12 protein-coding genes are annotated in these 13628 nt (G+C 69.8%); 10 read left to right on the top strand and 2 right to left on the bottom strand.

The window, feature by feature from the left end:
* The first annotated feature begins 93 nt into the window (after positions 1-93).
* From JOE59_RS05995 to ndk, 5 genes are all read left to right on the top strand, one after another.
* Positions 94-489, top strand: coding sequence for a GntR family transcriptional regulator (locus tag JOE59_RS05995; RefSeq protein WP_204459360.1), 396 nt, complete (start codon positions 94-96; stop codon positions 487-489).
* A 277-nt stretch (positions 490-766) separates the two neighbouring features.
* On the top strand, positions 767-4084 hold the full coding sequence (gene ileS / locus JOE59_RS06000; RefSeq protein ID WP_204459361.1) for an isoleucine--tRNA ligase: 3318 nt from the start codon (positions 767-769) through the stop codon (positions 4082-4084).
* A complete protein-coding gene (locus JOE59_RS06005) occupies positions 4081-5442 on the top strand; it encodes a bifunctional folylpolyglutamate synthase/dihydrofolate synthase (protein ID WP_204459362.1) in 1362 nt (453 codons plus the stop codon). The genes ileS and JOE59_RS06005 overlap by 4 nt, the downstream gene beginning before the upstream one ends.
* The gene (locus tag JOE59_RS06010) at positions 5439-5918 is read left to right on the top strand and encodes a DUF4233 domain-containing protein (protein WP_204459363.1); all 480 of its coding nucleotides are present in this window, start codon (positions 5439-5441) and stop codon (positions 5916-5918) included. Before JOE59_RS06005 ends, JOE59_RS06010 begins: the two co-directional genes overlap by 4 nt.
* The gene (gene ndk, locus JOE59_RS06015) at positions 5915-6334 is read left to right on the top strand and encodes a nucleoside-diphosphate kinase (protein ID WP_204459364.1); all 420 of its coding nucleotides are present in this window, start codon (positions 5915-5917) and stop codon (positions 6332-6334) included. Before JOE59_RS06010 ends, ndk begins: the two co-directional genes overlap by 4 nt.
* 89 nt (positions 6335-6423) lie before the next feature.
* Here ndk and JOE59_RS06020 read toward each other — a convergent pair whose 3' ends face one another.
* Positions 6424-7050, bottom strand: a complete 627-nt coding sequence (locus tag JOE59_RS06020) for a vitamin K epoxide reductase family protein (protein WP_204459365.1) — start codon at positions 7048-7050, stop codon at positions 6424-6426.
* A 273-nt stretch (positions 7051-7323) separates the two neighbouring features.
* Here JOE59_RS06020 and JOE59_RS06025 point away from each other — a divergent pair, with 273 nt between their 5' ends.
* Positions 7324-10005: an Rne/Rng family ribonuclease gene (locus tag JOE59_RS06025; protein ID WP_204459366.1), complete on the top strand. Its 2682-nt coding sequence runs from the start codon at positions 7324-7326 to the stop codon at positions 10003-10005.
* Here the strand turns inward: JOE59_RS06025 and JOE59_RS06030 are convergent.
* Positions 9994-10287 carry a DUF4031 domain-containing protein gene (locus JOE59_RS06030; RefSeq protein ID WP_204459367.1) on the bottom strand — a complete coding sequence of 98 codons (294 nt, stop codon included), beginning with the start codon at positions 10285-10287 and terminating at the stop codon, positions 9994-9996. The two genes, JOE59_RS06025 and JOE59_RS06030, sit on opposite strands and share 12 nt — an antisense overlap.
* A gap of 266 nt (positions 10288-10553) precedes the next feature.
* Between JOE59_RS06030 and rplU the strand changes: the two genes are divergently transcribed.
* From rplU to proB, 4 genes are all read left to right on the top strand, one after another.
* The gene (gene rplU / locus JOE59_RS06035; protein WP_074258992.1) at positions 10554-10862 is read left to right on the top strand and encodes a 50S ribosomal protein L21; all 309 of its coding nucleotides are present in this window, start codon (positions 10554-10556) and stop codon (positions 10860-10862) included.
* Between the two features lie 18 nt (positions 10863-10880).
* Entirely contained in the window at positions 10881-11138 is a 258-nt protein-coding gene (rpmA, locus tag JOE59_RS06040; protein WP_056009138.1) for a 50S ribosomal protein L27, read from the top strand.
* Positions 11139-11210: 72 nt separating this feature from the next.
* The gene (gene obgE, locus JOE59_RS06045; protein ID WP_204459368.1) at positions 11211-12806 is read left to right on the top strand and encodes a GTPase ObgE; all 1596 of its coding nucleotides are present in this window, start codon (positions 11211-11213) and stop codon (positions 12804-12806) included.
* Positions 12803-13621 carry a glutamate 5-kinase gene (gene proB, locus JOE59_RS06050; protein ID WP_204459369.1) on the top strand — a complete coding sequence of 273 codons (819 nt, stop codon included), beginning with the start codon at positions 12803-12805 and terminating at the stop codon, positions 13619-13621. Before obgE ends, proB begins: the two co-directional genes overlap by 4 nt.
* Positions 13622-13628 lie beyond the last annotated feature (7 nt).

Here is a 13628-nt window from a genome sequence, read left to right on the forward strand (position 1 = left end):
CTCGCATCGGCGTGGCCCGGACTCATCCTGACATCGGCGTGCAGTCCCGACAAGCAAGTTGTTCGTATATCACTAGAACAATAGACTTTGCGCATGCTGATCCGACTCGACCAGACCCTCGATGCGCCGCTCTTCGAGCAGCTCGCCTCGGGGCTGCGCGCGTCGATCATCGACGGTCGCCTCTCGGGCGGCGAGCGGCTGCCGGCCGCGCGCGAGCTGGCCGAAGCGCTCGGCGTCAACGTGCACACGGTGCTCCGCGCCTACCACCGGCTGCGCGACGAACGCCTCATCGAGCTCCATCGCGGCCGGGGCGCCGTCGTCGCCGTGCGCATCGGCGGGCACGCCGCGCTCGCGGGCGCCGTGTACGACCTCGTCGACGAGGCGAAGAACCACGAGCTGCCCGAGGCTGCCCTGCTGGCGCTCATCAGCGAGGCGTACCGCTCGGCGCCCCGTGCTTCGGGCGTGCTCCGCCCCATGCCGACGCGGTAGTCTTGACGGCAACGATGTTGATCCGGATGCGAACCGGCGCAGCAGTCGTCGGTAATTCGACGTTGATCCGGCTATCACCGGGGAGTCTTCGGAAGAACCCGATCGGGCGCCACGCGGCATCCGCTCGGCAGTAGAACCGAACGGTTCGGCCCGTCACAGCCGGCAATGAGGGGCGAGTCGGTCGCAAGACGCGACTCGCAAGCGAGGTGGTACCGCGGCGGCGCTCGATCGAGCACCGGCGTCCTCGTGAGAGCATCCGTCCCCGCAAGGAGCGAGCGTGTACCCCCGTACCCCAGACGACCACGGTGTCGCCCCCTCACCCGAGTTCCCCGCCGTCGAGCGCGACGTGCTGGCCTTCTGGAAGGCCGACGACACGTTCCAGGCCTCGATCGACCAGCGCGAGGGCGCTCCCGAGTGGGTCTTCTACGACGGCCCGCCGTTCGCCAACGGCCTGCCGCACTACGGACACCTGCTGACCGGGTACGCGAAGGACCTGTTCCCGCGGTTCCAGACCATGCGCGGCAAGCAGGTGCACCGCCGCTTCGGCTGGGACACCCACGGCCTGCCCGCCGAGCTCGAGGCCGAGCGTCAGCTCGGCATCACCGACAAGAGCGAGATCGAGGAGATGGGCATCGCGGCCTTCAACCAGGCCGCTCGCGACGCCGTGCTCCGCTACACCAAGGAGTGGCAGGAGTACGTCACCCGGCAGGCGCGCTGGGTCGACTTCGAGCACGACTACAAGACGCTCGACGTGACGTTCATGGAGAGCGTCATCTGGGCGTTCAAGACGCTGCACGAGAAGGGCCTCGCGTACGAGGGCTACCGCGTGCTGCCCTACTGCTGGCGCGACCAGACGCCGCTCTCGAACCACGAGCTGCGCATGGACGACGACGTCTACAAGATGCGTCAGGACCAGACGGTCACGGTCACGTTCCCGCTCGTCGGGGCGAAGGCCGAGTCGCTCGGCCTCACGGCCGTGCGAGCGCTCGCGTGGACGACGACGCCCTGGACCCTGCCGACGAACTTCGCCCTCGCGGTCGGCCCCGACATCGAGTACGCCGTGGTGCCCGCGGGGCCGAACGGCACGCCCGACGCGACCGTGCTGCGTGAAGAGGTCGGCACCGCCGTCTCGGGCGCCGTGGCATCCGACACCGAGGTGCTCGGCGGCGAGTACCTGCTCGCGATCGACCTCGTCGCCAACTACGCCAAGGAGCTCGGCTACGAGTCGGCCGACGACGCGCGCGCCGCGGTCTCGCGCACGGTGCGCGGCAGCGAGCTCGAGGGCGTGGCCTACGACCGGCTCTTCGACTACTACGCCGACGTCGAGGAGTACGGCCTGCAGAACGCCTGGCGCATCCTCGTCGCCGACTACGTCACGACTGAAGACGGTACCGGCATCGTGCACCAGGCGCCCGCCTACGGTGAAGAGGACCAGAAGATCTCCGAGGCCGCGGGCATCCCGGTCATCATCTCGCTCGACGAGGGCGGCCGGTTCCTGCCGGCGGTGACGGATGTCGCGGGGCTGCTCTGGAGCGACGCGAACAAGCCGCTCACCCAGCTGCTGAAGGCCGAGGGGCGTCTGCTCCGCCAGGCGAGCTACGAGCACTCGTACCCGCACTGCTGGCGCTGCCGCAACCCGTTGATCTACAAGGCCGTCTCGAGCTGGTTCATCCGCGTGCCCGAGTTCCGCGACCGCATGGGCGAGCTCAATCACGACATCAACTGGGTGCCCGACAACGTGAAGGACGGCCAGTTCGGCAAGTGGGTCGCCGGTGCCCGCGACTGGTCGATCAGCCGCAACCGCTACTGGGGCTCGCCGATCCCGGTGTGGAAGAGCGACGACCCCGAGTACCCGCGCGTCGACGTGTACGGCTCGCTCGAGGAGCTGCAGCGCGACTTCGGCCGCGTGCCCGTGAACCCCGACGGCGAGCCCGACCTGCACCGCCCCTACATCGACGACCTCGTGCGCCCGAACCCCGACGACCCCACCGGCACGTCGATGATGCGGCGCATCCCCGACATCTTCGACGTCTGGTTCGACTCGGGCTCGATGCCCTTCGCGCAGGTGCACTACCCGTTCGAGAACCAGGAGTGGTTCGACAGCCACAACCCCGCCGACTTCATCGTCGAGTACATCGGCCAGACGCGCGGCTGGTTCTACGTGATGCACGTGCTCTCGACGGCGCTGTTCGACCGGCGCGCCTTCTCGAACGTCGTCAGCCACGGCATCGTGCTCGGCAGCGACGGGCAGAAGATGTCGAAGTCGCTGCGCAACTACCCCGACGTCTCCGAGGTCTTCGAGCGCGACGGCTCCGACGCGATGCGCTGGTTCCTGATGTCGAGCTCGGTGCTGCGCGGCGGCAACCTCATCGTCACCGAGGAGGGCATCCGCGAGGGCGTGCGGCAGTTCATGCTGCCGCTCTGGAGCACCTGGTACTTCTTCTCGCTCTACGCCAACTCTGCTCGCGAGGGCGGCTACGAGGCATCCGCTCGCACGGATTCGACCGACGTGCTCGACCGCTACCTGCTCGCCAAGCTCGGCGAGCTCGTCACCGGGGTGACCGCCGACTTCGAGGCCTTCGACTCGCCGCTCGCCGCGGCGAAGCTGCGCGACTTCGGCGACGTGCTGACGAACTGGTACGTGCGCCGCTCGCGCGACCGGTTCTGGGCGGGCGTCGGCGAAGACGGCTCGGGCAGCGAGGCGTTCGACACCCTCTCCACGGTGCTCGAGACGCTCACGCGGCTCTCGGCTCCGCTGCTGCCGCTCGTCTCCGAGCAGATCTGGCGCGGCCTTACCGGCGGGCGCAGCGTGCACCTGGCCGACTGGCCCGACGCCGCGGCCTTCCCGGTCGACCACGACCTCGTCGCCGCGATGGACTCGGTGCGCGAGATCAGCTCCGCCGCGCTCTCGCTGCGCAAGCAGTCGGGTCGTCGCGTTCGGCTTCCGCTCGCGCGCCTCACGGTCGTCGCGACGGATGCCGCGGCGCTCGCGCCGTTCGAGGCGATCCTGCGCGACGAGCTCAACGTCAAGGCCGTCGACCTCGTGACGCTCGACGCCTCGAGCGCAGAGCACTTCGGGGTCACGAAGCGGCTCACGGTCAACGCCCGTGCCGCAGGCCCGCGGCTCGGCAAGACCGTGCAGCAGGCGATCCAGGCCGCCCGCTCGGGTGATTGGAGCGTCGAGGGCGACACGGTCGTCGCGGGCGGCATCGCACTCGAGGCGGGGGAGTACGACCTCGTGCTCGAAGCCGGCGGTTCGGGCGACGGATCGAGCGCGCTCGCGCTGCTCGCCGACGGTGGCTTCGTGATCCTCGACACGGCGACGACCCCCGAGCTCGAGGCCGAGGGTCTCGCGCGCGACGTCGTCCGCGCCGTGCAGGAGTCGCGCAAGGCGGCCGGCCTCGAGGTCGGCGACCGCATCCGTCTGACGCTGACGCTCGACGAGACCGGAGCGGCGGCCGCCGAGCGGCATCGCGAGCTCATCGCGGGCGAGACGCTCGCGACCGAACTGACCGTGATCGCCGGGGACCCCGGCGACGAGGCGAAGACGGTCGGCGAATCCTCGCGACTGGCCGTGGAGGTGGCGAAGGCATGACCGAAGAACTCGACTACGCCGACGCGGCGGACGCCGTGTACCGGAGCCTGCTCGAACGGGTCGGCGAAGCCGCCCCCGAGCGACGGCTCGACGCGACGCGACGCGCGGTGGAGATCCTCGGCGACCCGCATCGCGCCGCTCCCGTGATCCACATCACCGGCACGAACGGCAAGACCTCGACGAGCCGCATGATCGAGTCGATCCTGCGCGCTGGGGGGCTTCGCACCGGTCTCATGACGAGCCCGCACCTCGAACGGTTCACCGAACGCATCCTCATCGACGGCGAGCCGGTCTCCGACGAGGCGGTCGCTCGCAACTGGGAGGAGATCGAGCCGTTCGTCGCCATCGTCGACGCCGAGCTCGAAGCGGCCGGCAAGCCCCGGCTGACCTTCTTCGAGACGCTCACGGCGCTCGCGTTCGCATGCTTCGCCGATGCTCCGGTCGACGTCGTCGTGCTCGAGGTCGGCATGGGCGGCGAGTGGGACTCGACGAACGTGGCCGACGGCCAGGTCGCCGTGTTCACGCCGATCGACCTCGATCACGAGTCGGCGCTCGGCACCACGATCGAGCAGATCGCGCGCACGAAGGCCGGCATCATCAAGCCCGACGCGGCCGTCGTCACGGCGTTCCAGTCGCCAGAGGCGCTGACGGTGCTGCGCGACGCCACGGCCGAGCAGGGCGGCACGTTCGCCGTCGAGGGCGGCGCCTTCGCCGTGCTCGACTCGCGCGTCGCCGTCGGAGGTCAGCTCATCTCGGTCAAGGGACTTGCGGGGGAGTACCGCGACCTCGCGCTGCCGCTCTTCGGACGCCATCAGGCCGAGAACGCCGCCGTGGCCATCGCCGCGGTCGAGTCGTTCCTCGGCGCCGGCACGATGCGCATGGCCGACGAGGTGCTGCAGCAGGGACTCGGCGCGGTGACCTCGCCCGGGCGCCTGCAGATGGTGGGCACCGAGCCGCCCGTGCTCGTCGATGCCGCGCACAACCCGCATGGAGCGCGCGCGCTCGTCGCGGCCCTCGACGAGTACTTCGACTTCGACGAGGTCGTGGCGGTCGTCGGCGTCCTTCGTGACAAGGACGCGCAGGGCATCATCACGGCGCTCGACGGCGCCGTCGAGCGGTTCAACATCACCACCTCGTCGTCGGAGCGCTCGATCCCCGTCGACGAGCTCGCCCTCGCCGCCGTCGGCTGGAGCAACGAAGACAAGGTGTTCCAGTACGACGACCTGCTCGACGCACTCGACGATGCACGGAAGTGGGCGGCAGATGCGCCGAAGCGCGCCGTCGTGGTCACCGGCTCGATCGTGCTCGTGGGCGAGGCCATCGCCATCGCCGCTGACCGTGAATGGGGGCGCTCGTGAGCGACTCGACGTCCATGCCCGAACCCGACGACACCGCGCCCGCGGCATCCGATGAGACCGCGGCATCCGGCGACCCCACCGCCGACGCGCCCGTCGCGCCGCTGCGCTCGATCCGTCAGAGCCTCGCCGCCATCGTGCTCGGCTTCGAGGTCATCGTGGTGTTCCTCGCCGCGCTCGTCATCTGGGGCCTCTCCCAGGGCGGCGTCGAGGGCTCCCTGCCGTCATGGGTCGCCCTCGCGGCCGGCGGCGTCATCATCCTCGCCCTGATCGCGACGATCGGGCTCCTGCGATACAGCTGGGCGTACACGCTCGGCTGGGTCATCCAGGTGCTCATCCTCGCATCGGGATTCCTCAACCCCGCGATGTTCGTCGTGGGCGCGCTCTTCGGCGGCATGTGGTGGTACTGCATGGTGACCGGCGCACGTATCGACCGAGAACGAGCGGCAGCGGCCGCGCAATGGAAGGAACAGCAATGACCAGCCCCATCGAAGAGACCCTCGTGCTCGTCAAGCCCGACGGTGTCGCACGCAACCTCACCGGCGAGATCCTCCGCCGCATCGAGGCCAAGGGCTACTCCCTCGTCGACCTCCGCCTCGTGCAGCCCGACCGCGAGTTGCTCGCCCGCCACTACGCGGAGCACGAGGGCAAGCCCTTCTACGAGCCGCTCATCGAGTTCATGGAGTCCGGCGCGATCGTGGCCATGCGCATCGCCGGCAACCGGGTCATCGAGGGCTTCCGCGTGCTCGCCGGCACGACCGACCCCACGACGGCGGCGCCCGGCACGATCCGCGGCGACTTCGGTCGCGACTGGGGCCTCAAGGTGCAGCAGAACCTCGTGCACGGCTCCGACTCGGTCGAGTCGGCCGAGCGCGAGCTCGCCCTCTGGTTCTGAGGCGTCGCGCTTCGACGAGGCGTCGCGCTTCGCAGCGCTGAACGGATGTCGCGGCGCCCGGGTCACCCGGGCGCCGCGACATCCGTGTCTCAGCTGAAGGCGTTCTTCAGGTCGAGGATCACGCGCGGGATCGCGTCCATCTGCGCCTGAGCGAGCAGCACGACCACGGCGTAGCAGACGACCGTGATGAGCGGCACCCAGCCGAACCAGGTGCCCGCGAGGCGGCGAACGCGTGCCGATGCCGGAATATGCCCCTCGCGGAGGTTGTAGAGCGTCAGGGCCCAGAACGTCGGGATCGTGACCGCCCACGTGAGCATGCACCAGGGGCACAGCACGTCGAGCACGTAGATGCTCTGGTAGATGAGCCAGCCCACGAAGACGAGCGCACCGGCGACACCGACGTTGAACGCCGCCCAGAACCAGCGCGAGAACGTCGCCCCGGCGAGGATCGCCACGGCGATCGTGATGACCACGGGCCACGCCATCAGGCCGATGAACGGGTTCGGGAAGCCGAAGACCCCGCCCTGCCACGAGGCCAGGTTCGTGCTGCAGCCCACGAGCACGCCGACGTTGCACGACGGGATGTGCGACGAGTCGCTGAGCGAGAGCACCTTCTCGATGGAGAGCTCGAACGCCGCGAGGAGCCCGAGGCCCCCGGCGATCAGGAGGAATACGGCGAGGCCGACGGGTCGGGAACGGGTGGGCGAGTCCGGCATGCTCGGATTATGGCATGCCGATTCCGCCCTCAGCTGCGAGAGCATGCGATAATCGAAGGAGTCGTCCGGGCCGCGCCCGGCACGACGCCAATGAGGGCTTTGAGGATGCAGCGCATCCAGTGGGCGGTGAACGCACCGCAAGACGTGGCGACACAGGCAACCTGCCGGTCGCAGTAATGAAGGATTCAGCGGTTCGGCGCAAGCGCGGAGCCGCTCCAGACGAGTACGGGACGACGGCGCGGCTGTCGGAACCGGCGTAGGAGTGCACCAGAGATGGTGGAAGGCAACGAGAAGAACACGAACGAACCCGAGACCGGCAACGGCTCGACCCGACGTCGCGGCGGACTGTTCGGCGCTCGGCGAGCGAGCCGCGCGAAGGCGGTCGACACCCAGGTGACGCCCGCAGTCGAGACGCCGGCCACGCCGGCGGTCGAGACCGCACCGACGGATGCCGCGGCCCCGGTCGCTCCCGAGACGGTCGACGCCGCTGCAGCGACCGCGACGGCCGACATCGAACCGATCGCGGCGACGGGTGCCGAGGTATCCGCTGCGACCGTCGAGGTCGTCGTCGAAGCGGCGGTCGAGGCCGTCGAGGTCTCGCCGATCCCCGCGACCCTCACCACCACGTCGCTGATCTTCCACGCGCCGCCGGTGCTCGTGGGCTTCGACCGGCCCGAGCGCGACGAGCGCGGCGGCCGTGACGACCGCGCCGACCGCGGAGGTCGCGAGCAGGCCCGTGACGACCGCACCGGTCGCGAGCGCGACGACGACGAGTCGTCGACCGTCCGCCGGCGCACCCGCCGTCGCAGCGGCGAAGAGGGGCGTGCGAACACCGACGAGCCCGCCAACACGGTCGTCAAGGTGCGCAAGCCCCGCGAGGTCGAGCTCATCACCGAGCCGCAGAAGGTCAAGGGCTCGACCCGGCTCGAGGCGAAGAAGCAGCGCCGGCGCGATGGCCGTGACGCCGGCCGCCGCCGCGCGGTGATCACCGAGGCCGAGTTCCTCGCGCGCCGCGAGTCGGTCGACCGTTCGATGGTCGTGCGCGAGAAGGGCGGCCGCATCCAGATCGGCGTGCTCGAAGACGGCGTGCTCGTCGAGCACTACGTCGCGCGCAATCAGGACGCATCGCTCATCGGCAACGTCTACCTCGGCCGCGTGCAGAACGTGCTGCCGAGCATGGAGGCCGCGTTCGTCGACATCGGCCGCGGCCGCAACGCCGTGCTGTACTCGGGCGAGGTCGACTGGGAGGCCGCCGCCGAGAACGGCGAGAAGAACCAGCCCCGCCGCATCGAGCTCGCGCTGAAGCCCGGCGACCGGGTGCTCGTTCAGGTCACGAAGGACCCGGTGGGCCACAAGGGCGCCCGCCTCACGAGCCAGGTCTCGCTGCCCGGCCGCTACCTCGTGTACGTGCCCAACGGCTCGATGAACGGCATCAGCCGCAAGCTCCCCGACACCGAGCGTGCCCGCCTGAAGAAGATCCTCAAAGAGGTGCTGCCCGACAACCAGGGCGTCATCGTGCGCACCGCGGCCGAAGGCGCCACCGAAGAGCAGCTCACGCTCGACGTGAACCGCCTCATCGCGCAGTGGGCCGACATCTCGACCCAGCTCGAGAAGGTGCAGGCGCCCGCGCTCCTGCACTCCGAGCCCGACCTGTTGATCAAGATCGTGCGCGACGTCTTCAACGAGGACTTCCAGAAGATGGTCATCGAGGGCGATGAAGCGCGCCAGACGATCGAGCGGTACCTCCGCGCGGTCGCACCCGACCTGCTCGAGCGCGTCGAGGCGTACGCCGGTGAGCGCGACTCCTTCGACGAGTTCCGCATCAGCGAGCAGATCGAGAAGGCGCTCGACCGCAAGGTCTGGCTGCCCTCTGGCGGCTCGCTCGTCATCGACCGCACCGAGGCGATGACCGTCGTCGACGTCAACACGGGCAAGTTCGTCGGTTCCGGCGGCAACCTCGAAGAGACCGTCACGAAGAACAACCTCGAAGCGGCCGAGGAGATCGTGCGTCAGCTGCGCCTCCGCGACATCGGCGGCATCATCGTCGTCGACTTCATCGACATGGTCCTCGAGTCCAACCGCGACCTCGTGCTGCGTCGTCTCGTCGAGTGCCTCTCGCGTGACCGCACGAAGCACCAGGTCGCCGAGGTCACCTCGCTCGGCCTCGTGCAGATGACGCGCAAGAAGCTCGGCCTGGGCCTCCTCGAGTCGTTCAGCGAGCCCTGCGAGATCTGCGCCGGTCGCGGCATCATCGTGCATCACGAGCCCGTCGTGAAGCACCGCAGCGCCCAGCAGTCGCAGCCCGAGCGTCGTGGTCGCGGTCGCGGTGGCAACCAGCAGCAGCCCGCTCAGGCGCCCGCCGAGCCCAAGGCTCACACCGGCACCCACGCGATCACCGACGACGTGAAGAACGCGCTCGCGCAGATCGCGGCCTCGACGATTCCGCACACCGAGCACAAGGCCGAAGAGCCGGCCGCGGATGTCGCGGGGGAGCAGCCTGCTGCCTCGACCGCCGACGCGGGCCGCGCGCCGAAGGCCGACGCCGACGAGAAGCCGGCAGAGACCTCGGGCGGCGGTCGTCGTCGCGGTCGTCACCGCCGGGTGTCGCAGGACCAGGGTGCGGCGCCGGTCGCCTCCGAGCCCGTCGCCGCAGCGCCGGCTGCGGCAGCGTCGGTCGTCGAGGCGCCCACGGCGCCGGCGGTTCCCGAGGTCGCGCAGATCCTCGACCTGCCCGTGCCTCCGGTGGCCCGCAAGCGCCCCGTCAGGGTCGCCGAGACCGAGGTGCTCCTCGATTCGGTGCTCGACGCGCTTCCCGCTCCGAAGAAGGCGGGCGAGGGGCGCACGCGTAGTCGTCGCGTCTCCACCGCCGCACTCAGCACGACCGCCGGCGGCCAGCCCGTGATCACCCGGGCCGACGGCTCGGGCGACTCCGCGGCATCCGACTCAGCCGAGTGATGACCGGGCTGCGCGCTCACGCCGTTCACGCGGCGTGACGCGCAGTCCGCTCCTCCGAAGGCGCTCGACGAGCTCCCGCGGCGAGACCGGCACGGCGCCCGCGGCGACGAGATCGTCGTAGCGCTCCACGGGCACGTCGTAGTGGTCGAGATCGAACGATCTCGGCGGCAACCCGGTTCTCTCAGCGAACTCCCGGAGTTCGTCGATGGACTCGTCGCTGACGAGGTGAGCCCAGACTGTGCCGTGCTTCGGCCAGAGCGGCGTGTCGATGAGCACGGTCATGGGCCGATCCTACGCGTCGAGCCCGCGACGCGCCGGTGGCAGTGGTTTGACCGGCCCCGCGACATCCGGTAAACTCGACCGTTGGTGCCGCCGCTTATCACGGTGCGCCCGTCCGCAGGTCTCCGGGGTCCGGTTCTCCGAACTCCAGAATCGCCTGCACAACAGTTTTCTGCCAGTCACCACCCTTCTTCCCGCTGGGGCGACCGCGCAGTGACATCCCATCAGACAGTCGGGGCCCCCGGGCTCCCCAGAGATAGGTACGAGTAGTGGTTTACGCAGTAGTGCGCGCCGGCGGTCGGCAGGAGAAGGTCGAAGTCGGCACCATCGTGACGATGGACCGCATCAAGGCAGACAAGGACGGCAACGTCAAGCTCGCCGCGGTGCTCCTCGTCGACGGCGACAAGATCACCTCCGACGCCAAGGCGCTCGAGAAGGTCACGGTCACGGCCGAGGTCCTCAACGACCTCCGCGGTCCGAAGATCGTGATCCAGAAGTTCAAGAACAAGACCGGCTACAAGAAGCGCCAGGGGCACCGTCAGGACCTCACGCGCGTCAAGGTCACTGGAATCAAGTAAGGGCCCGGGAGAAGCGAAATGGCACACAAAAAGGGAGCTAGCTCCACTCGCAACGGTCGTGACTCCAACGCGCAGCGCCTCGGCGTGAAGCGCTTCGGCGGCCAGGTTGTCGGCGCAGGCGAGATCATCGTCCGCCAGCGCGGCACGCACTTCCACCCGGGCGCGGGCGTCGGTCGCGGTGGCGACGACACCCTGTTCGCGCTCGAGGCCGGTGCAGTGCAGTTCGGCAACAAGGGCGGCCGCAAGGTCGTCAACATCGTGGCGGTCGGCGAATAGTCGATCGACGTTCATCGTGAGGGCGGGCTTCGGCCCGCCCTCACGTGTTTTACTCGGTTTGGAGGATGCAGCATGGTCAGCTTCGTCGACGAGGTGACGCTGTTCCTGCGTGCCGGTCATGGCGGGAACGGCTGCGTCTCCGTTCGCCGTGAGAAGTTCAAGCCGCTCGCCGGCCCCGACGGCGGCAACGGCGGCAACGGCGGCGACATCGTGCTCATCGCCGACCCGCAGGTGACGACGCTGCTCGGCTACCACGGGCGTCCGCACCGCTCCTCCGCGAACGGTCAGCCCGGCATGGGCGACCACCGCGCGGGCGCCGTCGGCGAGACCCTCGAACTCCCGGTGCCCGTCGGCACCGTCGTCAAGAACACCGACGGCCTCGAACTCGCCGACCTCACCGAGCCGGGCACGCGCTTCGTCGCGGCGGCCGGTGGCCTCGGCGGTCTCGGCAACGCGTCGCTCGCGACCACGAAGCGCAAGGCCCCCGGCTTCGCACTGCTCGGCACCCTCGGCGACGAGGTCGAGATCACGCTCGAGCTCAAGAGCATCGCCGACGTCGCGCTCGTCGGCTACCCGTCGGCCGGCAAGTCGAGCCTCATCGCCGCGATGTCGGCTGCTCGACCGAAGATCGCCGACTACCCCTTCACCACGCTGCACCCGAATCTCGGCGTCGTCCAGGCCGGCGACCACCGCTTCACGGTGGCCGACGTGCCCGGTCTCATCGAGGGCGCCAGCGAGGGCAAGGGCCTCGGGCTCGAGTTCCTGCGCCACGTCGAGCGTTGCGCAGCCCTGCTGCACGTGCTCGACTGCGCGACACTCGAACCGGGTCGCGACCCGATCACCGACCTCGAGGTCATCCTCGCCGAGCTCGCCGCGTACCCCGTGCCCGAGGGCCAGTTGCCGCTGCTCGAGCGCCCGCAGATCATCGCACTCAACAAGATCGACGTGCCCGAGGCACGCGAACTCGCCGAGTTCGTGCGCCCCGAGCTCGAGTCGCGCGGATACCGCGTGTTCGAGATCTCGACCGTCAGCCACGAGGGTCTGCGTCAGCTCGGATTCGCCCTGGGCGAGCTCGTCGACACGGCCCGTGCAGAAGCCGAAGCCGCGACGCCGCCGGCACCCGAGCGCATCGTGATGCGGCCGAAGGCCTCCAACGACCCCGGCTTCGTCGTGCGTGCCGAGGGCGGCAGCTACGGCACCATGTACCGCGTGCTCGGCCAGAAGCCCGAGCGCTGGGTGCAGCAGACCGACTTCACGAATGACGAGGCCATCGGCTTCCTCGCCGACCGCCTGGCGAAGCTCGGCGTCGAAGACGCGCTCGTGCGCGCCGGCGCCGACGCCGGTTCGACCGTCGTGATCGGCAAGGGCGCGGGTGTCGTGTTCGACTGGGAGCCCACGCTCACGTCGACGGCCGAGCTCATCACCGCACCGCGCGGCACCGACACCCGGCTCGACGAGAACCGTCGCGCCACACGTGCGGAGCGTCGTAGCGAGTACTACGAGCGCATGGACGCCAAGGCCGCGGCCCGTGCCGAGCTCGAGCGCGAGCGCACGGCCGGCATGTGGAACGAGCTCGACGAGCAGACCGACGCCGAGGCCGCTGCCGGCGCTGCACCAGCCGTGGGTCCCGAAGCCGGGAAGGACTCGAGCGGCGAGGAGCGGGAATGACCCCCGCCAACCGCGCAGAGATCCCCACAGCGTCGCGCATCGTCGTCAAGGTCGGCTCCTCGTCGGTCAGCGGTGAGAACTCCGACCAGATCGGACCGCTGGTCGATGCGCTGGCCGCTGCGCACGTGCGGGGCGCCGAGATCGTGCTCGTCTCCTCCGGAGCGATCGCGACGGCGCTGCCGCTGCTCAGCCTCGACGGCAGGCCGACCGACCTCGCGACGCAGCAGGCGGCCGCCGCCGTCGGGCAGAACGTGCTCATGTGGCGGTACCAGACCAGCCTCGACCGCTACGACGTGCTCGCCGGCCAGGTGCTGCTCACGGCGGGCGACCTCGAGAACTCGACCCCTCGTTCGAACGCGCAGCGCGCGATGGACCGGCTGCTCGCCCTCCGCATCCTGCCGATCGTCAACGAGAACGACACGGTCGCAACGCACGAGATCCGCTTCGGCGACAACGACCGGCTCGCGGCGCTCGTGGCCGAGCTCATCGGCGCCGACCTGCTCGTGCTGCTCTCCGATGTCGATGCGCTGTACACGAAGCCGCCGCACCTCGAGGGCGCGCGTCGCATCGAGCACGTGCCGTACGGCGACGAGCTCGCCGGCGTCGAGATCGGCTCCGTCGGTCGTGCTGGAGTCGGCACCGGGGGAGCGGAGACCAAGGTCTCGGCAGCCCGCATCGCGGCCGAGGCCGGAACGTCGGTGCTGATCACGGCGACGCCGCTCGTCGCCGAGGCGCTCGCGGGCGACGATGTCGGCACCTGGTTCGACCCGGCGCCGCCGCGTCACACTGCGGAGCGCGACAGTCCGCTCGCCTAGGCTTGGG

The sequence above is a fragment of the Agromyces cerinus genome (assembly GCF_016907835.1).
GTDB classification, from domain to species: domain Bacteria; phylum Actinomycetota; class Actinomycetes; order Actinomycetales; family Microbacteriaceae; genus Agromyces; species Agromyces nitratus.